Origin of the sequence: Pantoea sp. CS_6, from assembly GCF_041954745.1 — a bacterium.
GTDB classification, from domain to species: domain Bacteria; phylum Pseudomonadota; class Gammaproteobacteria; order Enterobacterales; family Enterobacteriaceae; genus Pantoea; species Pantoea stewartii.
In genome coordinates, this window is record NZ_JAVAYG010000009.1 from 164,900 (window position 1) to 186,520 (window position 21,621).

Annotated in this window: 19 protein-coding genes and 4 tRNA genes; 19 read left to right on the plus strand and 4 right to left on the minus strand. The window is 54.4% G+C overall.

Annotated elements, in window-relative coordinates:
- Positions 1 to 23: 23 nt before the first annotated feature.
- The 10 genes from rffC (at position 24) to RAC90_RS15100 (ending at position 6,891) form a co-directional block, all read left to right on the plus strand.
- A complete protein-coding gene (rffC, locus tag RAC90_RS15055; protein WP_006121436.1) occupies positions 24 to 731 on the plus strand; it encodes a dTDP-4-amino-4,6-dideoxy-D-galactose acyltransferase in 708 nt (235 codons plus the stop codon).
- On the plus strand, positions 718 to 1,848 hold the full coding sequence (gene rffA / locus RAC90_RS15060) for a dTDP-4-amino-4,6-dideoxygalactose transaminase (protein ID WP_006121437.1): 1,131 nt from the start codon (positions 718 to 720) through the stop codon (positions 1,846 to 1,848). The genes rffC and rffA overlap by 14 nt, the downstream gene beginning before the upstream one ends.
- Complete coding sequence (wzxE, locus tag RAC90_RS15065) at positions 1,848 to 3,098, plus strand: lipid III flippase WzxE (protein WP_054688553.1); 1,251 nt, start codon at positions 1,848 to 1,850, stop codon at positions 3,096 to 3,098. The genes rffA and wzxE overlap by 1 nt, the downstream gene beginning before the upstream one ends.
- Positions 3,095 to 4,162 (plus strand): TDP-N-acetylfucosamine:lipid II N-acetylfucosaminyltransferase, encoded by a 1,068-nt coding sequence (locus RAC90_RS15070; protein ID WP_054688551.1) that lies wholly within the window; start codon positions 3,095 to 3,097, stop codon positions 4,160 to 4,162. Before wzxE ends, RAC90_RS15070 begins: the two co-directional genes overlap by 4 nt.
- Complete coding sequence (gene wzyE, locus RAC90_RS15075; RefSeq protein ID WP_006121440.1) at positions 4,159 to 5,502, plus strand: ECA oligosaccharide polymerase; 1,344 nt, start codon at positions 4,159 to 4,161, stop codon at positions 5,500 to 5,502. Before RAC90_RS15070 ends, wzyE begins: the two co-directional genes overlap by 4 nt.
- Positions 5,503 to 5,544: 42 nt before the next feature.
- Positions 5,545 to 6,285, plus strand: coding sequence for a lipopolysaccharide N-acetylmannosaminouronosyltransferase (gene wecG, locus RAC90_RS15080; protein WP_006121441.1), 741 nt, complete (start codon positions 5,545 to 5,547; stop codon positions 6,283 to 6,285).
- A gap of 157 nt (positions 6,286 to 6,442) precedes the next feature.
- A tRNA-Arg gene (locus RAC90_RS15085) sits at positions 6,443 to 6,519 on the plus strand.
- Between the two features lie 95 nt (positions 6,520 to 6,614).
- Positions 6,615 to 6,690: transfer RNA gene (locus RAC90_RS15090), tRNA-His, on the plus strand.
- A gap of 16 nt (positions 6,691 to 6,706) precedes the next feature.
- Positions 6,707 to 6,793, plus strand: a tRNA-Leu gene (locus RAC90_RS15095).
- Positions 6,794 to 6,814: 21 nt separating this feature from the next.
- A tRNA-Pro gene (locus RAC90_RS15100) sits at positions 6,815 to 6,891 on the plus strand.
- Between the two features lie 801 nt (positions 6,892 to 7,692).
- On the opposite strand, the gene hemY is transcribed toward RAC90_RS15100, so the two are convergent.
- The 4 genes from hemY to hemC are packed head-to-tail and all read right to left on the minus strand — an operon-like array spanning position 7,693 to position 11,716.
- Positions 7,693 to 8,889, minus strand: coding sequence for a protoheme IX biogenesis protein HemY (gene hemY / locus RAC90_RS15105; RefSeq protein ID WP_033737352.1), 1,197 nt, complete (start codon positions 8,887 to 8,889; stop codon positions 7,693 to 7,695).
- 2 nt (positions 8,890 to 8,891) lie between these two features.
- Positions 8,892 to 10,025 (minus strand): uroporphyrinogen-III C-methyltransferase, encoded by a 1,134-nt coding sequence (hemX, locus tag RAC90_RS15110; RefSeq protein WP_033737353.1) that lies wholly within the window; start codon positions 10,023 to 10,025, stop codon positions 8,892 to 8,894.
- A 24-nt stretch (positions 10,026 to 10,049) separates the two neighbouring features.
- Complete coding sequence (hemD, locus tag RAC90_RS15115; protein ID WP_054688549.1) at positions 10,050 to 10,778, minus strand: uroporphyrinogen-III synthase; 729 nt, start codon at positions 10,776 to 10,778, stop codon at positions 10,050 to 10,052.
- Positions 10,775 to 11,716, minus strand: a complete 942-nt coding sequence (hemC, locus tag RAC90_RS15120) for a hydroxymethylbilane synthase (RefSeq protein WP_375124509.1) — start codon at positions 11,714 to 11,716, stop codon at positions 10,775 to 10,777. The genes hemD and hemC overlap by 4 nt, the downstream gene beginning before the upstream one ends.
- A 311-nt stretch (positions 11,717 to 12,027) precedes the next feature.
- Between hemC and RAC90_RS15125 the strand changes: the two genes are divergently transcribed.
- The 9 genes from RAC90_RS15125 to corA all read left to right on the plus strand — a co-directional run bounded on the left by RAC90_RS15125 (position 12,028) and on the right by corA (position 21,563).
- Positions 12,028 to 14,586 carry a class I adenylate cyclase gene (locus tag RAC90_RS15125; RefSeq protein WP_033737355.1) on the plus strand — a complete coding sequence of 853 codons (2,559 nt, stop codon included), beginning with the start codon at positions 12,028 to 12,030 and terminating at the stop codon, positions 14,584 to 14,586.
- A 135-nt stretch (positions 14,587 to 14,721) separates the two neighbouring features.
- Positions 14,722 to 14,931 (plus strand): lipoprotein, encoded by a 210-nt coding sequence (locus RAC90_RS15130; RefSeq protein WP_033737356.1) that lies wholly within the window; start codon positions 14,722 to 14,724, stop codon positions 14,929 to 14,931.
- A gap of 29 nt (positions 14,932 to 14,960) precedes the next feature.
- Entirely contained in the window at positions 14,961 to 15,785 is an 825-nt protein-coding gene (dapF, locus tag RAC90_RS15135; protein ID WP_375124510.1) for a diaminopimelate epimerase, read from the plus strand.
- Positions 15,782 to 16,486 (plus strand): DUF484 domain-containing protein, encoded by a 705-nt coding sequence (locus RAC90_RS15140; protein ID WP_375124511.1) that lies wholly within the window; start codon positions 15,782 to 15,784, stop codon positions 16,484 to 16,486. The genes dapF and RAC90_RS15140 overlap by 4 nt, the downstream gene beginning before the upstream one ends.
- The gene (gene xerC / locus RAC90_RS15145) at positions 16,483 to 17,388 is read left to right on the plus strand and encodes a tyrosine recombinase XerC (RefSeq protein ID WP_033737359.1); all 906 of its coding nucleotides are present in this window, start codon (positions 16,483 to 16,485) and stop codon (positions 17,386 to 17,388) included. The genes RAC90_RS15140 and xerC overlap by 4 nt, the downstream gene beginning before the upstream one ends.
- Positions 17,385 to 18,101, plus strand: coding sequence for a 5-amino-6-(5-phospho-D-ribitylamino)uracil phosphatase YigB (gene yigB, locus RAC90_RS15150; RefSeq protein WP_033737361.1), 717 nt, complete (start codon positions 17,385 to 17,387; stop codon positions 18,099 to 18,101). Before xerC ends, yigB begins: the two co-directional genes overlap by 4 nt.
- Positions 18,102 to 18,155: 54 nt before the next feature.
- The gene (gene uvrD, locus RAC90_RS15155; protein WP_375124512.1) at positions 18,156 to 20,318 is read left to right on the plus strand and encodes a DNA helicase II; all 2,163 of its coding nucleotides are present in this window, start codon (positions 18,156 to 18,158) and stop codon (positions 20,316 to 20,318) included.
- A 67-nt stretch (positions 20,319 to 20,385) separates the two neighbouring features.
- Positions 20,386 to 20,442, plus strand: a complete 57-nt coding sequence (gene ysgD, locus RAC90_RS15160) for a YsgD/CorL family protein (protein ID WP_349887138.1) — start codon at positions 20,386 to 20,388, stop codon at positions 20,440 to 20,442.
- 167 nt (positions 20,443 to 20,609) lie between these two features.
- A complete protein-coding gene (corA, locus tag RAC90_RS15165; RefSeq protein ID WP_006121454.1) occupies positions 20,610 to 21,563 on the plus strand; it encodes a magnesium/cobalt transporter CorA in 954 nt (317 codons plus the stop codon).
- Positions 21,564 to 21,621 lie beyond the last annotated feature (58 nt).

Below are 21,621 nucleotides of genomic sequence, written 5' to 3' on the forward strand. Positions count from 1 at the left end.
ATTAACAAAGCTCTGAGGAACACATGTCCGTTCACGTTAAGGTCAATCCCCTCGACTGGGAGAGCCAGTTTTTCGGCATCCAGTCTGTCAGACTGGAAACGGGTGGAACATTGCCGCTGGAAAGCGCGCTTCAGCATCCTTGTGCGTTGTTTCAAATTAAAGTGCCCGCTGATCAGACCGCCACTATTGACGCCCTGAATCAACATCAGTTCCAGTTGGTGGAGGGCGAGGCGGAGTTGTCCCTCACGATTAAACGAACCGAGCGGCAAACGGGAGTTCGTATTGCCCGTCAAGGCCAGATCCCCGCACTGCGTGAGGCGGCTTCTCAGGCCTTCCGCCAGAGTCGGTTTCGTTCGCCGTGGTTTGCGCCAGAAGAGAGCGGACGTTTTTACGCGCAGTGGATTGAAAATGCGGTACTTGGCACCTTTGATCATCAGTGTCTGGTGGCCTGCGATGACAGCGGTGCGCTGCAGGGATTCGTGTCTTTGCGTGAGGTAGATGGCGATGCCCGCATTGGCTTACTGGCTGTTGTGCCTGCGGCGCAGGGGCAAAGCATTGGTCAGCGCCTGATGCTGGCGGCAGCTGACTGGGGACGTGTACGCCAGCTCGATCGGCTGCGCGTCGCAACACAAATCAGCAATCTCACGGCGATGCGTCTTTATTTACGCAGTGGTGCACGACTGGAAAGCACGGCGTACTGGTTTTACAGGAGAGGTCATGATTCCCTTTAATGCGCCCCCGGTTGTGGGCAGCGAAATCGACTATATGCAGTCGGCCATGAGCAGCGGCAAGCTCTGTGGCGATGGTGGTTTTACGCGCCGTTGCCAGCAGTGGATGGAACAGCGTTTCGGCAGTGCAAAAGTGTTACTGACGCCTTCCTGTACCGCATCACTGGAAATGGCGGCATTGCTGATCGATATTCAACCCGGCGATGAGGTCATCATGCCGAGTTACACCTTTGTGTCCACTGCGAATGCCTTTGTACTCCGGGGCGCAAAAATCGTGTTTGTGGATGTGCGCCCTGACACGATGAATATGGATGAAACGCTCATCGAAGCCGCCATCACGGATAAAACGCGTGCTATCGTACCGGTACATTATGCCGGCGTTGCCTGTGAGATGGACACGATCATGGCGCTGGCGGCCCAGTACAAGCTGTTTGTCATTGAAGATGCTGCGCAGGGCGTGATGTCACGTTATAAAGGGCGGGCCTTAGGCACTATCGGTCATATCGGCTGCTTTAGTTTTCACGAAACCAAAAACTACACGGCGGGCGGAGAAGGCGGTGCAACGTTGATCAATGATGCCAGCCTGGTTGAGCGTGCGGAAATCATCCGTGAAAAAGGCACCAACCGCAGCCAGTTTTTTCGTGGTCAGGTAGATAAATATACCTGGCGCGATATGGGATCCAGTTATCTGATGGCGGATCTACAGGCGGCTTATCTTTGGGCGCAACTGGAAGCCTCCGAGCGTATTAACCAGCAGCGGTTGCGGTTATGGCAGCGCTACTATAATGCGCTAAAACCGCTGGCAGAAAACGGCCACATTACCTTGCCCACGGTTCCGGCCGACTGTCAGCACAACGCGCACATGTTCTATATTAAACTGCGCGATCAGGAACATCGTCAGGCGTTGATTAACTGGCTTAAAGAGGCCGAAATCCTGGCCGTTTTCCATTATATTCCGCTGCACACTTCACCTGCTGGCCTGCAGTTTTCCCGTTTTGCGGGCGATGACCGCTTCACCACGGCCGAAAGTGAGCGCTTATTGCGGCTGCCGCTGTTTTTTAACCTGTCAGATAATAACCAGAGCACGGTTATCAGCTCACTGCTGAGCTTCTTTTCCTGATGTCATTAGCCAAAGCCTCTGTATGGACGGCCTCTTCAACTCTGGTCAAAATTGCCGTGGGCCTGCTGGTGGTCAAGCTGCTGGCGATCAGTTACGGCCCGGAAGGCGTTGGTCTGGCGGGGAATTTTCGACAGTTGATCACGGTGCTGGGCGTTCTGGCGGGGGCCGGGATTTTCAACGGCGTCACAACCTTTGTCGCGCAATATCGCCAGCAACCGCAGCCGTTGCGCGCGCTGGTTGGAACGGCCTCGGCGATGGTGACAGGTTTTTCAACACTGCTGGCGCTGGTTTTTTTGCTGGCTGCAGCCCCTGTCAGTACCGCCTTGTTTGGGCACGATCGCTATCAAAACGTTATCCGTATCGTTGCTTTTTTGCAGTTCGGCATTGCCTGGGCCAATCTCATTCTGGCTTTAATTAAAGGCTACCGGGATGCACAGGGTAATGCGTTGGCGCTGATGACAGGCAGCGTGACTGGCGTAGCCGGTTATATGCTGTGCTGGTGGCTGGGAGGGTACGCGGGAGCATTAACCGGTTTAGCGATGGTGCCGGCATTACTGGTTATTCCTGCCCTGGTGATATTCAGGTATCGTGTGCCGCTGCCCTTAAGCTGGCTACGTCCGCAGTGGCAGCCTGAGATGGCGCGTCAGCTGGCAAAGTATACGCTGATGGCACTGATCACCGCCGTCACGCTTCCGGTTGCCTGGGTCATGATGCGAAACCAACTTGCCGCTCACAACGGCTGGGCTCAGGTCGGTTTATGGCAGGGCGTGACCAGTATTTCCGATGCTTACCTGCAGTTTATTACCGCAACTTTTAGCGTCTGGCTGCTGCCCACGCTGGCCAGGTTAGAAAACAAAACAGAGATTGCACGAGAGATCGGACGGGCATTGCGCTTTGTGTTGCCGGCTGTTGCGGCGGCCAGCCTGATCGTGTGGATAATGCGGGATATCGCTATCCGCCTGCTGTTTTCTGCCGCATTCCATGATATGCGGGATCTGTTCGTCTGGCAGTTGTGTGGGGATGTTTTTAAAGTGGGGGCTTATGTTTTTGGCTATCTGGTCATCGCGAAAGCATCGTTACGTTTTTATGTGCTGACGGAAATCAGTCAGTTTGCGTTACTGACCCTGTTTTCCCGTTGGCTGATTCCGTTACACGGTGCCAGTGGCGCAGCGCAAGCCTATATGTTCACGTACATTACCTATTTCGCGCTCTGCTGTGGCGCCTTTATTCTCTACTGCCGAAGAAAATGACTTTGATTCACGTTTTGGGATCGGATATTCCCCATCACAATCTCACGGTGTTGCGTTTTTTTAATGACGTGCTGAGCACCGAACTGCCTGCGCCTGTGGCGCGTCACTTTATGGTGGTCACCAGGCAGCCGGAAAGCCTTAGTGGCTTTGATGCATTGCGCATTGAAACGTTTAGCAGTAAGAAAGCGCTCTCTGAAGCACTTTTACGCCGGGCTAAACAGCGCGAGCAGCGTTTCTTTTGCCATGGACAGTTTAATCCCTGGCTGTGGCTGGCGTTACTGAGTGGCAGGCTGCACCGGTCTCAGGTGTACTGGCACGTCTGGGGCGCCGATTTATATGAAGACTCGCGCAGCCTCAAATTCCGCCTGTTTTATTTTCTGCGTCGTATTGCGCAGGGGCGGATTGCGCGTGTCTTCGCGACTGAAGGCGATCTGTATCATTATCAGCAACGCCATCCTTCGGTACCGCGCACCTTACTTTACTTCCCAACCCGTTTACCCACCGCGGCGATAACGCCCCGCCCGAATGACATCCTGACGGTGCTGCTGGGGAATTCAGGCGATGCCAGTAATCGTCATACAGAAGGGCTGGAAGCGATTCGGGCGCAGTTTGGCCAGAATGTGCGTATTGCGGTGCCGCTTGGCTATCCGCCCAATAACGATGAGTATATTGCCCGGATTCAGAATGCCGCTGACAGACTTTTTCCTCAGGGGCAGGTAACGTTACTGCGTGAAAATTTGGCCTTCGATGATTATCTGGCATTGTTGGCGCGCTGCCATTTAGGCTATTTTATGTTCGAGCGGCAGCAGGGCGTAGGCACGTTGTGTTTGTTGATTCAAGCCAATATCCCCTTCGTGCTGACGCGTAAAAATCCTTTCTGGCGTGATGTCACCGCGCAACAGCTTCCGGTCCTGTTCAGCGATGATGCGCTGACGCCTGCTATCGTTGCAGAAGCGCGCCGACAGCTCATGGGATGCGACAAGCAGCACGTTGCGTTTCTGGCGCCGGGCTATCTCGTGGGTTGGCAGGCGGCGTTGCGCCTTTGCGAAGGAGAGCCTTCATGAGTCTACTGGCGTTTAGTGGTCTGCTGTTAGTCTATGTGCTGTCACTCATGATCATCGTCACGCTGAATGTACGCGAGATGAAACAGGAACGATTTAACTTTCACCTGTTTTTTACCTTGCTGTTTCTGCTGACCTTTTATTTTGGGTTTCCACTTACCAGCATTCTGGTGTTTCGTTTTGACACTCAGGTGGTGCCGGCCGATTTTTTACTGCAGGCGATGCTGTCTGCCACAGCGTTTTATGTCATTTACTTTGTCAGTTACAAGGTCCGTCTCAGGCCGATGGCGACATCACCTGCCCGGCCCTGGCTACAGATGAACCGTGTGGAGACGCATTTGACCTGTGGCCTGCTGGCGCTGGTCGCCATCGCGACCGTGACGGTTTTTTTCATCCATAACGGCTTTTTATTATTTCGCCTCACAGCCTATAACCAGATCTTTTCCAGTGAGGTTTCCGGTGTCGCTCTGAAGCGCTTTTTCTATTTCTTTATTCCGGCGATGTTGATCCCGTATTTTTTACATCCTACACGCCGTAACTGGCTGCTCTTTCTGATTGTCACCGTCAGTTTTGGCTTGCTGACCTATGCGCTGGTTGGCGGGACGCGTGCCAATATCATCATCGCTTTTGCGCTGTTTCTGTTTATCGGAATTACGCGTGGCTGGATAACCTTATGGATGCTGGCCGTCGCTGGCGTGATGGCCATTGCCGGTATGTTCTGGCTGGCGCTGCGACGCTATAACCTGGACGTAATGGGCGCAGAAGCGTTTTATACCTTTCTTTATCTGACCCGGGACACTTTTTCGCCCTGGGAAAATCTGGCGTTGCTGCTCGAAAATTACCATAAAATCGATTTTCAGGGTTTAGCGCCCATGTGGCGTGATTTCTATGTATTTATTCCGTCATGGCTGTGGCCCGATCGTCCTCTGACCGTCCTGAACAGTGCCAACTATTTCACATGGGAGGTGCTTAATAACCATTCAGGTCTGGCGATCTCTCCTACCTTGATCGGTTCACTGCTGGTGATGGGCGGTATTGGGGCGATAGTGCCAGGTGCTGTGGCTGTAGGCTTAATCATTAAAGGCTTTGATAGCTTGTATAAGCGCGGACGCAGTGAGTCGAATCGCTATACGGGGGCCATTCTGCAAAGTTTTTGTTTTGGTGCGGTATTCAACATGATTGTACTGGCGCGTGAAGGGCTGGATGCATTTGGCTCCCGCGTGGTGTTTTTTTGCCTTATTTTTGCGGCCTGCCTGGCGGTGGCGAAACTGCTTTACGGATTACTGAATCATGTCGGTCTGATTCGCAGCCGTAGAGAACGTCCGCTGCATAGCCCATCCTGACGCTGATGCACCTCTGGTATGAAAGGGAAAAACAATAAAGATATGAGTACGCACACCGGTACACCACGCTACGAGATTCGCGGTATCACCCTGTACGGTTTCGACAGCATGACAGCGTTTGTCGATTTTTTGATGCCCCCATCCGGTATCCGTACAGGTACGTTGGTGGCCATTAATGCGGAAAAGGTTTTGAGTGCTGAACGGGATGCGGCGTTGAGCGCCCAAATCCAGCAGGCCGAATTCAATTATCCTGATGGCATCAGTATTGTACGGTCGATTCGAAAGAAATATCCTCAGGCCTCCGTGCAGCGCATCGCGGGTGCCGATCTGTGGGAAGCCTTAATGCAACGCGCTGGCCGCGAGGGGACCCCGGTGTTTTTGATTGGTGGCCGTGAGGCGGTATTGGATGAAACGTGCGCGAAGCTGCGTCGTCAGTGGAACGTCAACATCGTCGGTGCCCAGAACGGTTACTTTGTCCCGTCTGAACGTGAGGCGCTGTGTGCCCGCATTGCAGCGAGCGGCGCAAAGCTGGTGACGGTAGCGATGGGCTCACCACGCCAGGAGCTTTTCATGGCGGATTGCCAGAGGCAGTGGCCAGAGGCGCTGTATATGGGCGTAGGCGGCACCTACGATGTCTTTACGGGACACGTAAAGCGTGCGCCTGTCTTCTGGCAAAAACTGGGGCTGGAGTGGCTCTATCGCTTGCTCGTGCAGCCCAGTCGCTTGCGCAGGCAGTTAAAGCTGGTGAAATACCTGCGTTATCACTGGCGTGGCGATCTGTGATATCGCTGATTAATGCCAGAATTTCGCGTCCGCACAGGCGTAAATGCGTTATTTGTCGACGAAATGCACAAAGCGTAATCAAACGCGCTATTTTCTTTAAAAAGCACTAGACAGGATGGGCGCTTATCTCTAGTATGCACATCCGCAACGGCGCTACGCGCCCGTAGCTCAGCTGGATAGAGCGCTGCCCTCCGGAGGCAGAGGTCTCAGGTTCGAATCCTGTCGGGCGCGCCATTTAGTTTGTGCGTATGAGCTTCGGTGGTATCAGTACCGCGTTAGGTAGAAAGATTTAAATGCTGTAGGTTTGACTTACAACATTCAGTACAGTGGTGGCTATAGCTCAGTTGGTAGAGCCCTGGATTGTGATTCCAGTTGTCGTGGGTTCGAGTCCCATTAGCCACCCCAGATTTTGCTGGGATACGCGAAGGTGGCGGAATTGGTAGACGCGCTAGCTTCAGGTGTTAGTGTCTTAACGGACGTGAGGGTTCAAGTCCCTCTCTTCGCACCAGGCAAAACAAATTAAAAAAATCGGCGAGTAGCGCAGCTTGGTAGCGCAACTGGTTTGGGACCAGTGGGTCGGAGGTTCGAATCCTCTCTCGCCGACCATTTTTAGAAACCTGTCTGAGAAGACAGGTTTTTTTTCGTCCGTACAAAAGAGGGTGAAGACCACCGAAGGCGGTTTGTGCCGGGCGAAGCGAGGCAACGTTGCGAATGCAAAAACCTGCACAGGAAGCATAGTCTTCTCTCACCTGGACGGTCTGCACAAACAGGTTTACCGTCTTGCCGAAAGGGAGACGTGCATCTGTGAGAGCGGTTTCTGGTCAGATGTGGTGAGAAAGAAATTTGGTTTGCGTTTCCGCCGTAAGCGGCGCTATTGCTCGTCTGTCCAGCCTGATTTGCTTACGGTAGTTCTGCGGAAACAGGGATTACGCGGTTGTCGCAGAATTGAGACGCATAACTCATTGTTTTAAATGAAGTTGACGCGCCTTTACTTTACGTGTCGCTTATTTGCGACGTAAAGCGAGTGCTGTGTCGCATTATCCCGACAATTCCCAGGCAGCGCGCAAAGAGTGATAAAATTATTTATTGCTAATTCCTTGTTTTAATTTAATAAAAAAATAAAAAGCGCAACTGGCATGGATTATGCAATAATTAACGCGTAGATGCTCATTCCACCTCTTATGTCTGCTTCGGCTACATAAACCTGGGAATGACGCAGAGCCAATTTTGGGTACCTGTTGTCTGCCTGCCTGTATCGCGAAAGCCTTACAGGATTAACAGACACCACGTTGAGTCGGGTACCTCTCGGTTGTCAAACCGACCTGATTTTACACCTGCTTTCGGCAGGTGTTTTTTTTGTCTCAACCTGTGGGCGTAAAAAAACCGGGCGAACCCGGTTTTAACAGATCAGGCATCGGGATTGTTCTTTAGCGTCAGTAACAGACCTTCACGACGCATTTTTGCGGCGTCTTCCGGACGGCGCAGACGATCATACACATCCGCCAGCCAGGCGTAGTCAAAAGCGTCGGGGCGCTGTGCCAGCGCCTGTTGCAGGGCTTCCGCTGCCTGCTGCCATTCACCATGGCGCATCAGCAACTGACCCAGGGTGCTGTGCAGTAAAGGCGTGGCACCATGCTGCTTAATTTGCTGACGTAACGCTTTTTCCAGCGCTTCCGGGTTACCGCTTTTAAGGCGCGGCATCAACAGGACAAGACGATCGTCGTAATGGCGTTTCAGCCCATCCAGCAGAATCTCCTGAGCGGTATCGTGATCGTCACACTCAATCAAATGGTCAATCATCGCCACCTGCAACGAGGTCTCATGGCGCGTTTTACGGCTCAGATTTCCCCACCAGCGTTTTAATCCCTCACTGCCCTGATCGGCCATCGCCTGATTCATCAGACCCAGCCAGGCCTGTTGTTGCAGTGCAGCGCGGTGCTCTTCACTGCCAATCTGCGTTTTTTCCATGGACGGGAGGATATCGAGCAGGGCGCTCCAGGCACTGGTACGAATATAAGCCTGCTCAGCCAGGCGCAGGACCTCCGGATGACGCGGAGCCACTTCGAGTAAACGATCAATACTGTGGCGGGCAGCGTGATCTTCATGTCGCGCCAGCTGGATGCGGGTTCGGGTAATCTCGACCGGGATAACATCATTACCAGCCAGTTCAGCCGCCCGTTCAAGATGCTGATTAGCCCGCATTTCGTCGCCTCGTTGCTGAGCCGCTTCTGCCGCGAGCAAATAGTTTGCGACAGGAACATCAGCATGGTCGGCGTCTTTGGACAGCAGCTTTTCTACCTGCCTGAAATCACCTTCTGCCAGTTTAAGCAGGGCGTTTTGTGTCTGGCGCTGTGCACGACGGCGCTTGCGCCCGGTAAACCAGCCACGGGTGCGGGCACCCGTCCGAAACAGGCGACGCAGCAGCCACTCCACCGCCAGAATCACTAACAAACTGATAATCAGGATAATGGCAAGGCCGGTCACACTGGTTTCCACATTCCAGTTGTCGGTCTGGATCAGCACATAGCCCTGATGGCCGGCAATCATCGGCCCCAGCACAATCCCTGCAATCAACAGGACAAAGAGGATAAATACCTTAAGCATGATCAGCCTCCCTGCTGGTTTGCGGCGGCAGAGGGTTGTGCCATCAGGTTACGCACGCGCGTTTGCATCAGTTGTTCAAGCAACGGCTGGCTTTCCAGGCTGTCTGGCAGATCCATATTGATATCTTGCTGGCTAAGTTCATCCAACTGGGCCAGAAACGCTTTTGTCGAGGCATCGTTCGTATCATACCAGGCACGCACCCATGTTGAGACGGTTTCCAGCGACTGCTTGTAGATCTCCTCCTGATGACGCGGCACGGCCTGGGCCGCGATCAGCAGACGAGAACGAATGTTTTCGCGAAGGTAAACGTCCTGATTCGGGGCCAGTAAGGGCTGGGCAGTGTTGTCCCGGCGACGGATGGTAATAAAGTCATCCATAAAATTGTGCCAGCTCTTCACCAGGTTCTGACGCCATTCGCGAATAGAGCCAGAAAGTTCACCGTTGTCGCTGTCCATCGGCGCGTCATCGCTGTCGTTATCGGCCAGACGTAAATTATCCACGTTGTTTGATAGCTGATTAAGCTTCAGGATAATGCCGTCGTAGTCCACCTGGGAGATAGCCGAAAGCGTACTGATATCCTGCGTCAACGCGCGACGCACATTCATGACGCTGGGATCGTTCATATCTGCCAGGCTGGCATCAGCGCTTTTCAGCAGCGCTGCGGCCGTGGTGACATCCTGATCGCTCCACAACTTACGACCCGCCAGTTTCACCAGATAATCTGCCTGAGCCACCAGCCAGCTGCGCACGTCGTTTCCTGAAATGGAGGCTAACTTTTCGCGCAACGCCTGCAGCGCTTTCTCAGAAGCCGCCTGTTGTGCCTGAGCGGTCTCTAACGCTTTTTCTGTGGTGCTCAGCTGCTGAGAAAGCTGCTGTTTATCGCTGTTTGCCTGCTGCTGTAGCTTGGCAAGCTGTTCGCTCAGACTCTGATTGGTTTGTGCCTGCAATTCGGCCTGGTGTTTATCGTTCAGGTATAAACCTGCGCCAATCGCCAGAGCGATGACGATCGCGACCGCTCCCAGGACCATGCCGCCGTTCTTTTGCTTGCGGGGTGGTTGTTCCTGAAGAGAAGCATCGCGATCAACCGCTGGTGTAGTTTCTTCAACCACGGCGGAGGTGTCTTTTTGTTCCGTCATATCTGGCACATCCCATTGTTAAGTTCAACATAACGCGCGCAGTAGCGCATCGTTATCGGCACCTTCGGCTACGTGAATATCCTGCCAACCAAGATTGGCGGCCACAGAAGCCAAACGTTCGCTGACGACAATCAGTCGGCAGCGGAGCAGCCATTCCTCGCGATCAACCTCGGGGAACAGCGAATACAGCTGATGCAACATTTCGCCGCTGGTGACGACCAGCGTAGAAACATGACGATCGCGCCAGCGGCGGCCTTCGATTGCACCGTCATAATGTTTTTGGCAGCGCTGATAACACTCGGCATAGAAGACCTGCGCGCCCCGTGCCGTCAACGTTTCTGACAGCAGTTCGCGGCCCTGATTGCCACGCAGGATAAGCGCGCGTTTACCTGACACCTGCTGCAACGTGGCCAGCTTGATCAGCGCCTCGCTGGTTTCCTGTGCATGAGGCCAGGTCACCTGTAAGCTACTCACTGTATGAAACGCTAACGCGGTACTGCGACCAATTGCATAATAGTCCAGGTCTGCGGGCCATGCTTTGACAGCATGCTGTGTATAGTGAATAACCTGCTGCGAGAGCAGAAAAACCATATCGCCCCGGCGCAGCGTGGTTAGCGAAGCCGGTAATGAGGGCAGGTCAGCTCCCGGCGCGAATTCGATCAGGGGCAGGCTCCACGCCTGTTTACCCTGGGCGTGCAGTCGGGAGACCAGCTCTGCCGCTGCGGGTTCCGGGCGCGTGACCAGAATCGTCATACGGGGGGTTGTCCCTGATAAACGTCGTGCAGAATTTCACGCGCACCGTTGTTAAGCAGTTCTTCGGCCAGCGAGATCCCCATCTGCTCGGCCTGAGACCGTGGCCCGCGGCGCTCGCCGCTTACAACGGTACTGCCGTCCGGCGCGCCAACCAGACCCCGGAGCCAGAGCTCATCACCATTCAGCACCGCAAAACTGCCGATAGGTACCTGACAGCCGCCTTCCAGACGGGTATTCATGGCGCGCTCAGCTTTGACACAGACAGCCGTATCATCATGATTCAGTGCCTGTAGTAACCCAATTAAGGTGCTGTCATCCAGGCGGCATTCAATGCCCACCGCACCCTGGCCGACGGCTGGCAGTGAAATTTCAGCCGGCAGGAGCTGGCGAATTCGCGCTTCCAGCCCCAGGCGGTTAAGGCCGGCGGCGGCAAGGATAATGGCGTCATAGTCGCCAGCATCAAGCTTACTTAACCGCGTGCCGACATTGCCGCGCAGCGAGCGAATGAACAGGTCGGGACGGCGTGCACTGATCTGACACTGACGGCGCAGGCTGGACGTACCAATCACCGCGCCATGAGGAAGCTCGTCGATCGACGCGTAATGATTTGAGACAAAGGCGTCGCGTGGGTCATCACGCTGGCAAATGGTGACCAGGCCCAGGCCTGCCGGGAACGCTACGGGCACATCTTTCATCGAATGCACGGCCAAATCGGCACGGTTCTCCAGCATCGCCTGCTCAAGTTCTTTGACAAACAGCCCTTTACCGCCCACTTTAGCCAGCGGCGTATCCAGGATGATGTCGCCTTTGGTCACCATGGGCACCAGTTCAACCTGTAAACCCGGATGGGCGCTCATCAAACGCTGCTGTACATATTGTGCTTGCCACATGGCAAGAGGGCTTTGTCGTGTAGCAATTCTGAAAATTTTGTTTAACATGCCGTTAACCATTTAGATCGTTCATCGAATATCCTATCATCGTTGAGGGAAGGCTGTCAGTTTCAACGGATTGAAAAGAACCGCCCGCAGATTAAACCTGAGATATCAGGCAGTAATCGCAGGCCGCTCGTTGGGTGTGCGAAAAGTAGACGAAACCGTGCTAAAATAGCGGTAGCGTAACTTTCTTTACGGTCAATCCGGCGAGTGATAGATTGATCACGTTTCCAGCAATAATCTGCACGACATCTTTATAATAAGTGGCAGAGAGCGGAAGCAGGGTGCTTAACTCCAGGACAACCAGGCGAAACGTCTTGTACCTCTATATTGAGACACTGAAACAGAGACTGGATGCAATTAACCAGCTGCGCGTAGATCGCGCGCTGGCTGCAATGGGACCCGCTTTTCAGCGAGTCTACAGTCTGCTGCCGATCTTATTACATTATCAACATCCGCTGATGCCGGGTTACCTCAAAGGTAACGTTCCACATGGCATCAACGTCTTCACGCCTGATGAAAACCAACTGCAGCTACTGGCCGAGTTAACAGGCGAGCAAGAACTTACCCTGGTTGATGCGCCAAAAGGCGAACTGCCCATTACCGGTATTTACTCGATGGGCAGTACCTCCTCTGTTGGACAAAACAGCGTGTCCGATCTGGATATCTGGGTGTGCCATCAATCCTGGCTGGATAATGAAGAGCGCCTCAATCTGCAGCGCAAATGTGCGCTGTTGCAAAAATGGTGCGCCTCCATGGGCATCGAAGTCAGCTTCTTCCTGATCGATGAAAACCGCTTCCGTCATAACGAAAGCGGGAATCTTGGCGGTGAGGACTGCGGTTCCACTCAGCATATACTGCTGCTGGACGAGTTCTACCGCACAGCCGTGCGCATGGCAGGTAAACGTATCCTGTGGAATATGGTGCCGGGCGAAGAAGAGCATCACTATGATGACTATGTGATGTCGCTCTACGCGAAAGGCGTGCTCACGCCCAACGAGTGGCTTGATTTAGGCGGCCTCAGTACCCTGTCAGCGGAAGAGTATTTTGGTGCCAGCCTGTGGCAGTTGTATAAAAGTATCGACTCACCTTACAAAGCAGTCCTGAAAACGCTGCTGCTTGAAGCCTACAGCTGGGAATACCCGGACACTAAACTGCTGGCGATGGACATCAAACAGCGACTGCACGATGGCGAGATCGTCTGTTTCGGTCTGGATCCTTACTGCATGATGCTGGAGCGCGTTACGCATTATCTCACCAGTATCGACGATCAGCCGCGGCTCGATTTAGTACGCCGCTGCTTCTATCTGAAAGTATGCGAAAAACTCAGTACGGATGACCATCAGCAACGTAGCGGCTGGCGTCGTGAAATTCTGTCGCAGCTGGTGAAATCCTGGGGTTGGGACGACGAAAAGCTCGCTATTCTGGACAACCGTGCCGAATGGAAAATCGAACGCGTCCGCGAAGCGCATAATGAGTTGCTCGATGCCATGATGCAAAGCTATCGCAATCTTATCCGCTTTGCCCGCCGCAACAATTTAAGCGTCAGTGCCAGCCCGCAGGATATCGGCGTGCTGACCCGTAAATTGTACGCTGCCTTTGAGGCTTTGCCGGGCAAGGTGACGCTGGTTAATCCGCAGATTTCCCCCGACCTGTCCGAATCCAACCTGACCTTTATTCATGTGCCGGCGGGCCGAGCCAATCGTCCAGGCTGGTATCTGTATAATCAGGCGCCGGATATGAGCTCGATCATCAGTCACCAGCCGCTGGAATATAACCGCTATCTCAATAAGCTGGTGGCCTGGGCATGGTTCAATGGTCTGCTGACCAGCAAAACCCGTCTGCATATCAAAGGCAACGAGTTGTGTGATCTGGCGCGCCTGCAGGAGCTGGTTGATGATGTCTCCAGCCATTTCCCGCTGCGCCTGCCTGCACCCACGCCCAAAGCGCTCTACAGCCCCTGCGAAATTCGTCACCTGGCGATCATCGTTAACCTTGAGCACGATCCGACCTCGGCGTTCCGTAACCAGGTAGTGCATTTTGATTTCCGTAAGCTCGATGTCTTCAGCTTTGGCCAGCAGCAGCAATGTTTAATTGGCAGCATTGACCTGCTGTACCGTAACTCATGGAATGAAGTGCGTACGCTGCACTTTAGTGGCGAACAGGCGATGATAGAAGGGCTGAAGACCATCCTGGGTAAAATGCATCAGGATGCCTCACCGCCAGATACGGTGGAGGTGTTCTGCTATAGCCAGCATTTGCGCGGCTTGATTCGTACCCGTGTGCAGCAACTGGTGTCTGAATGTATTGAACTGCGCCTTTCCAGTACGCGTCAGGAGCCGGGCCGGTTCAAGGCATTACGCATGGCCGGCCAGACCTGGGGACTGTTCTTTGAACGCATGGGGGTTTCGGTGCAGAAACTGGAAAACGCCGTTGAGTTCTATGGCGCCATATCCAATAACAAGCTGCACGGTTTGTCGATCAAGGTTGAGTCCAATCAGACGCCTTTGCCGCCGGTGGTCAATGGCTACGCCAGCGAAGGGATCATTCAGTTCTTCTTTGAAGACACCACTGACGATCGCGGTTTCAATATCTATATCCTGGATGAAAGTAACCGCGTTGAGGTCTATCACCACTGTGAAGGCAGCAAAGAAGAGCTGGTGCGGGATGTCAGCCGTTTTTACTCGTCGTCACACGATCGTTTTACCTACGGCTCTAGCTTTATCAATTTCAACCTGCCGCAGTTTTACCAAATCGTGAATGTGGGTGACCGTTATCAGGTGATTCCCTTCAGGAATCAGACATTAACGGCGCTGTGCGCCTCACAGCCCGATAACGACAACAACGACTATCAACCACGCTATCAGATGCACTGAGTTCTGCCGGAGGCTTGTGGCGCTCTGCCAGGGCCTGCCACAAGGCTTGCGTGAATTGCTGGGATTTCCTGTTGCTTTTCCAACTTCAACTGCGATGATAAGCATCCAGGACACAGGACATGAAGAGCATAAAGAATGAAGAAAGCGATAAGCCTGTTAGCAATGACACTGGCATTAACAAGCCTTGCAGGCTGTGGATTGAAAGGACCGCTCTACTTCCCACCGCAGGAAACGCCAAAACAAGCCGCGCCCACGTCAGCGCCCACGCAAAAGCAGAAAGCCGAGGCCTCTAAAGCGGATGTGGGCGGTCTGGTGACCGGTGATTCAAGCTCACAAATGAAATAATTCTTATGGCGTATCCGGCGGAGCAAAAAATGCAGTTCTCCAAAATGCACGGTCTCGGCAACGATTTCATGGTTGTGGATGCTGTGACGCAAAACGTCTTTTTCTCGCCGGAACTGATCCGCCGGCTGGCCGATCGCCATTTAGGGGTGGGTTTTGATCAGCTACTGATCGTCGAACCGCCTTATGATCCCGATCTTGACTTCCACTACCGTATTTTCAATGCGGACGGAAGCGAGGTGGCGCAATGCGGTAACGGGGCGCGCTGTTTTGCCCGCTTTGTCCAGCTGAAAGGCCTGACCAATAAAAGCGACATTCGCGTCAGCACCCAGGCGGGCAGAATGGTGCTCAGCGTTACGCTCGACGAGCTGGTCCGCGTGAATATGGGGGAGCCCAATTTTGAGCCCCAGCAGGTGCCTTTCCGCGCTAACAAGGCTGAAAACCTGTACCTGCTTCGCGTGGCGGAGCAGACGGTCATGTTTGGTGCCGTCTCCATGGGAAATCCCCATTGCGTGATTCAGGTCGAAAGCACCAAAACCGCACAGGTCGAGCTGCTGGGACCGATACTGGAAAGCCACGAGCGTTTTCCTGAGCGCGTCAACGTTGGCTTTATGGAAATCATCAACCCTGAACATATCCGGTTGCGTGTTTACGAACGTGGTGCGGGCGAAACGCAGGCGTGCGGCAGCGGTGCCTGTGCAGCGGTGGCCTGTGGCATTCAGCAGGGGATTCTGAGCCAGAAAGTGCGCGTTGATTTGCCAGGCGGTACGTTACACATCGCCTGGAAAGGTGCCGGACAGCCGCTGTTTATGACCGGCCCGGCCACACATGTCTACGATGGGTTTATTCACTTATGAAAAATGTCGAAGAGCAGGTGGAAAACACACCTCTGCTGGACGATGAGGCCGTCAGTGATTATCTGCGACAGCATCCTGATTTCTTTATGCGTAATGCGCGCCAGGTCGAACAGATGGCCGTACCGCATCCGGTTCGCGGCAGCGTTTCGCTGGTGGAATGGCACATGGCGCGCCAGCGCAAACATATTCAACGGCTGGAAGAAGAAATCACCTTGCTGATGGAGCAGGCCACGGCGAACCAGCAACTTTTTGCCCGCCTGCTTGCACTGCAAAGCCATCTTGCCGCCGCGAGTTCACTGCAGGATATGCTGAACCGCTTGCATCGCTGGGCGCGTGAGCTGGGCCTGGCCGGGGCCAATATCCGCCTGTTTAACGATAAGTGGCGGCTGGGTGCGCCCTCTGATTTTGTGCAGCTTGGCCTGGCGCGCCAGGCCTTTGAACCGCTGCGCATTCAGCGCTTCGGTAATGAACAGCACTATCTCGGCAGTATTAATGGCCCCGAACTGCTGCTACTGCTGCCCCAGGCGAAAGCCATCGGCTCGGTGGCCATGTCACTGATGGGCGAACAGGGTGAACTCGGCATCATCATGTTCAGCAGTCGCGACAGCCTGCATTATCAGTCGGGCATGGGAACCTTACTGCTACAGCATCTTTCGCAGATGATGCCGGAATTACTGGAACGTTGGGTGGAGCGCGCATGAGCAGCGTGCTGCAGGAGGCCGTTGACGGATTTCTGCGCTACCTGAAGGTTGAGCGCCAGCTCAGCCCGTTAACGCTGAGCAGCTATGCGCGCCAGCTAGAGGCGTTGGTGAGCATCGCCGATGAAATGAAGGTCGGCGCATGGTCGCAACTCGATCCCGCCATGGTACGCAGTATGGCTGCCCGCAGCCGTCGGGCAGGCCTGGCCGCCAGCAGTCTGGCGCTACGGCTTTCGGCGCTACGCAGTTTTCTTGACTGGCAGGTGAGCCAGGACATGCTGCCCGCCAACCCGGCGAAAGGCATTGCCACACCGCGTAATGGCCGCCATCTGCCCAAAAATATCGACGTCGATGAAGTTAATCAATTGCTGGAAATCGATCTTAACGATCCGCTGGCAATACGCGATCGTACCATGCTGGAAGTGATGTACGGCGGAGGGCTTCGCCTGTCCGAACTGGTCAATATGGACTGCCGCCATGTTGATCTTGAGGCGGGAGAAGTCTGGGTATCAGGAAAAGGCAATAAAGAGCGGCGCGTACCGATTGGACGCACAGCGGTCAACTGGATTCAGCAATGGCTGCCGCACCGTCTCGCCTTTAACGCCGACGACGATGCGCTGTTTCTCTCCAGCCGGGGCAAGCGCATCTCTGCCCGTAATGTTCAAAAACGTTTTGCCGAATGGGGCATTAAACAGGGCGTGAACAGCCATATTCATCCGCACAAGCTGCGTCACTCCTTTGCAACCCATCTGCTGGAATCCAGTGGCGATCTGCGCGCGGTGCAGGAACTCCTTGGTCATGCCAACCTGTCGACGACGCAAATTTATACCCACCTTGATTTCCAGCACCTGGCTTCGGTGTATGATGCTGCGCATCCCCGCGCCAAACGAGGAAAGAGTGAATGAAGTTCTATCGCCCGCTGCGTGCCATCAAAGCGATCACCTTTGATTTAGACGACACGCTGTATGACAACTATCCGGTCATACGTAAAACCACAGAAGCATCGCATGCCGCTCTGCAGGCTTTTCATCCTGCACTGCGTGACGTGACGCCGGATGATGTGGCGACGCTGCGCAATCAACTGCGACTTCGTGAACCTGACATTTATCACGATGTGACAGAATGGCGCCGTCGTACGATAGAGCTGCTTATGACTGACGCGGGCTTAACGGCAGCAGACGCGACAGCGGGCGCCGCCCAGATCATGGAGGTGTTCCATCACTGGCGCAGCCAGGTGGCGATGCCGGCGGAAACCCATGACACGTTGAAAGCGCTGGCGAAAAAAGTCCCGCTGGTAGCGATTACGAATGGTAACGCGCAGCCTGAAAAGCTCGGCCTGTCAGCCTACTTCCAGTTTTCACTGCGTGCTGGCCCAGACGGGCGCGCGAAGCCGTGGCAGGATATGTATCACCTTGCCGCGCAACGCCTGAATATCGCCCCGGGCAGTATTCTTCACGTCGGTGACGATCTCACTACGGATGTGGCCGGCGCGTTACGTTATGGCATGCAAGCCTGCTGGATTAACCTGCGTGAGGGGAATCTGATGCACATTGACGATGCCCGTCTTCTGCCCCACGTTGAAATTTCACAGTTGGCATCACTGACCTCGCTGTTATAATGGCTGTAAATTTATCCAGTTTTATGCTTCGCATTCTCTGACTTATTGGTGCTTATGGACGTTTCTGAACTGCTCGACGGGTTGAATGACAAACAGCGTGCTGCCGTTGCGGCACCGCGCAGCAACCTGCTGGTGCTGGCGGGCGCGGGCAGTGGAAAAACACGCGTTCTGGTGCACCGCATCGCCTGGCTGCTGTCCGTTGAAAACTGTTCACCTTATTCCATTATGGCGGTGACCTTTACCAACAAGGCGGCGGCAGAAATGCGTCACCGTATTGAGCACCTGATCGGCACCAGTCAGGGCGGTATGTGGATTGGCACGTTTCACGGCCTTGCGCACCGTCTGCTCCGTGCGCATCATCTCGACGCGGGGCTGCCGCAGGACTTCCAAATCCTCGACAGTGAAGATCAACTGCGCCTGCTCAAACGCCTGATTAAGGCGATGAATCTGGATGAGAAGCAGTGGCCTGCGCGTCAGGGCATGTGGTACATCAATGGCAAGAAAGATGAAGGTTTACGGCCGAAGCACATTGAAAGCTATGGCAACCCGGTAGAACAGACCTGGCTGCGCATTTATCAGGCCTATCAGGAAGCCTGCGATCGTGCCGGGCTGGTCGATTTTGCCGAGTTGCTGCTGCGGGCCCATGAACTGTGGTTAAACAAGCCCCCTATCCTGAATCACTACCGTGAGCGTTTCAGCAATATTTTGGTGGATGAATTTCAGGATACGAACAACATTCAGTATGCCTGGATTCGTATGCTGGCGGGCGACAGCAGCAAAGTCATTATCGTCGGTGATGACGATCAGTCCATCTATGGCTGGCGCGGGGCGCAGGTTGAAAATATTCAGCGCTTCCTGACGGATTTTCCCGGTGCCGATACCATTCGTCTTGAGCAGAATTACCGCTCCACCAACACGATTCTGAAAGCCGCTAACGCCCTGATTGCCAATAATAATGGCCGACTCGGCAAAGAGCTGTGGACCGATGGCAGCGATGGCGAGCCGGTCTCGGTTTACTGCGCCTTCAACGAGCTGGATGAGTCGCGCTTTGTCGTCAATCGCATTAAAGCCTGGATGGAAAATGGCAATGCGCTGGCCGATTGCGCGATTCTTTACCGCAGTAACGCCCAGTCGCGCGTGCTGGAAGAAGCCCTGCTACAGGCCAGTATGCCCTACCGGATTTACGGCGGCATGCGCTTCTTCGAGCGCCAGGAAATTAAAGATGCGCTGGCCTATCTGCGTCTGATAGCCAACCGCAACGACGATGCGGCTTTCGAGCGCGTGGTCAATACGCCCACACGTGGCGTGGGCGATCGTACGCTGGATGTGGTGCGTCAGACGGCCCGCGAACAGCAGATCACCTTATGGCAGGCAACGCGTGAACTCCTTCTGTCACGCGCGCTCGCCGGCCGTGCCGCCTCTGCCCTGCAACGTTTCTGTGAGCTGGTGGATTCACTGGCAAGCGAAACCGCCGAAATGCCACTGCACGTGCAGACCGATCGGGTCATCAAGGATTCCGGTCTGTGGCTGATGTACGAGCAGGAAAAGGGTGAAAAGGGCCAGGCGCGTATCGAAAACCTTGAGGAGCTGGTGACAGCCACGCGCCAGTTTAGCTATCAGGATGAAGATGAAGACCTGATGCCGCTTCAGGCCTTCCTGTCGCATGCCGCGCTGGAAGCCGGCGAAGGGCAGGCGGACAAATGGCAGGATGCGGTACAACTGATGACGCTGCACTCTGCGAAAGGGCTGGAGTTCAGTCAGGTATTTATCGTCGGCATGGAAGAAGGCATGTTCCCCAGCCAGATGGCGCTGGACGAAGGTGGACGGCTGGAAGAAGAGCGCCGCCTGGCTTACGTTGGCGTCACACGTGCCATGATGAAACTGACGCTGACGTACGCGGAAACCCGCCGTCTGTACGGAAAAGAAGTTTACCATCGCCCCTCGCGATTCATCGGTGAGCTGCCCGAAGACTGTATTGAAGAAGTCCGGTTACGCGCCAGCGTTACGCGGCCGGTCAGCCATCAGCGCATGGGCACACCGATCAGCAAAAGCGACACGGGGTTCTCTCTGGGACAGCGCGTTCGTCACGCGAAGTTTGGTGAAGGCACCATCGTGAATCTGGAAGGTAGCGGGGAACACAGCCGCCTTCAGGTGGCATTTCAGGGGCAGGGGATCAAGTGGCTGGTGGCTGCCTACGCCAAACTGGAAACCGTCTAGCCGCCGGTTGACGACTTTTTCGTCTCAGCGTAACATGCGCGCACTATTATCATGAGAGGACAATGCCTTGGACACGCCCAGTCGATGCTGGCTCATTAACCTGGTTTTCAGGAATAACATCTAAGGCTATCTCATTACGCTGGTAGCCTTAGCGGTTATCAGCGACCTCCCTTTTTGATCCGTCGCACGAGTCAGCACTGATTTATCGTTTCTCCGTGTTCAGGTTCGCGGTTATCTGTTCCGACCGCCTTACAGCGTTGTCCCATAAAGTCTGCAATGGGGAGTCTTGCTATGCTGAGCGCATTTAAACTTGATAACAGTCGCCTGACGCGTCTGGAACTGGAAGAAGAAAGCGATAAACTGACCACGTCAGTGTGGGTTGACCTGGTCGAGCCTGAGGAAGGCGAGCGCGACCGTGTTCAGTCCGAGCTGGGGCAGAGCCTGGCCACGCGCCCTGAACTGGAAGATATCGAAGCCTCAGCGCGTTTCTTCGAAGATGAAGATGGCCTGCACATCCACTCCTTTTTCTTTTTTGAAGATGCCGAAGATCATGCCGGCAACTCGACGGTCGCCTTTACGATTCGCGAAGGACGCTTATATACACTGCGCGAGCGGGAGCTTCCTGCCTTTCGTCTTTACCGCATGCGAGCCCGCAACCAGACGCTGATTGACGGTAACGCTTACGAGCTGCTACTCGACCTGTTTGAGACCAAAATTGAACAGCTGGCGGATGAGATTGAAAACATCTATAGCGCGCTGGAAAAGCTTAGCCGCGTGATTATGGAAGGTCAGCAGGGCGAGGAGTACGATCAGGCGCTGTCGCGGTTAGCTGAGCTGGAAGATATCGGCTGGAAAGTGCGCCTGTGTCTGATGGATACGCAGCGAGCGCTTAACTTCCTGGTACGAAAAGCCCGTTTGCCAGGCAATCAACTGGAGCAGGCGCGCGAAATCCTGCGGGATATCGAATCGCTGCTGCCTCACAATGAGTCCCTGTTCCAGAAGGTCAACTTCCTGATGCAGGCGGCGATGGGCTTTATTAATATCGAGCAGAACCGCATCATCAAGATCTTCTCGGTGGTTTCCGTGGTTTTCCTGCCGCCAACGCTGGTGGCCTCCAGCTACGGCATGAACTTTGAGTTTATGCCTGAACTGAAATGGAGCTTTGGCTATCCCGGTGCGATTTGTCTGATGATGCTTGCCGGTCTGGCGCCTTATCTTTATTTCAAACGCAAGAACTGGCTGTAATCGTCTGTCAGGGCCGGTCCAACCGGCCCATTTCGCTGGCCTGCTGGCACAATTCTGC

What these genes read in the sequence shown, in the direction of transcription:
- rffC (WP_006121436.1), top strand. Translation starts at nt 24, where the DNA reads ATGTCCGTTCACGTTAAGGTCAATCCCCTCGACTGGGAGAGCCAGTTT.
- rffA (WP_006121437.1), top strand. Translation starts at nt 718, where the DNA reads ATGATTCCCTTTAATGCGCCCCCGGTTGTGGGCAGCGAAATCGACTAT.
- wzxE (WP_054688553.1), top strand. Translation starts at nt 1,848, where the DNA reads ATGTCATTAGCCAAAGCCTCTGTATGGACGGCCTCTTCAACTCTGGTC.
- RAC90_RS15070 (WP_054688551.1), top strand. Translation starts at nt 3,095, where the DNA reads ATGACTTTGATTCACGTTTTGGGATCGGATATTCCCCATCACAATCTC.
- wzyE (WP_006121440.1), top strand. Translation starts at nt 4,159, where the DNA reads ATGAGTCTACTGGCGTTTAGTGGTCTGCTGTTAGTCTATGTGCTGTCA.
- wecG (WP_006121441.1), top strand. Translation starts at nt 5,545, where the DNA reads ATGAGTACGCACACCGGTACACCACGCTACGAGATTCGCGGTATCACC.
- hemY (WP_033737352.1), bottom strand. Translation starts at nt 8,889, where the DNA reads ATGCTTAAGGTATTTATCCTCTTTGTCCTGTTGATTGCAGGGATTGTG.
- hemX (WP_033737353.1), bottom strand. Translation starts at nt 10,025, where the DNA reads ATGACGGAACAAAAAGACACCTCCGCCGTGGTTGAAGAAACTACACCA.
- hemD (WP_054688549.1), bottom strand. Translation starts at nt 10,778, where the DNA reads ATGACGATTCTGGTCACGCGCCCGGAACCCGCAGCGGCAGAGCTGGTC.
- hemC (WP_375124509.1), bottom strand. Translation starts at nt 11,716, where the DNA reads ATGTTAAACAAAATTTTCAGAATTGCTACACGACAAAGCCCTCTTGCC.
- RAC90_RS15130 (WP_033737356.1), top strand. Translation starts at nt 14,722, where the DNA reads ATGAAGAAAGCGATAAGCCTGTTAGCAATGACACTGGCATTAACAAGC.
- dapF (WP_375124510.1), top strand. Translation starts at nt 14,961, where the DNA reads ATGCAGTTCTCCAAAATGCACGGTCTCGGCAACGATTTCATGGTTGTG.
- RAC90_RS15140 (WP_375124511.1), top strand. Translation starts at nt 15,782, where the DNA reads ATGAAAAATGTCGAAGAGCAGGTGGAAAACACACCTCTGCTGGACGAT.
- xerC (WP_033737359.1), top strand. Translation starts at nt 16,483, where the DNA reads ATGAGCAGCGTGCTGCAGGAGGCCGTTGACGGATTTCTGCGCTACCTG.
- yigB (WP_033737361.1), top strand. Translation starts at nt 17,385, where the DNA reads ATGAAGTTCTATCGCCCGCTGCGTGCCATCAAAGCGATCACCTTTGAT.
- uvrD (WP_375124512.1), top strand. Translation starts at nt 18,156, where the DNA reads ATGGACGTTTCTGAACTGCTCGACGGGTTGAATGACAAACAGCGTGCT.
- corA (WP_006121454.1), top strand. Translation starts at nt 20,610, where the DNA reads ATGCTGAGCGCATTTAAACTTGATAACAGTCGCCTGACGCGTCTGGAA.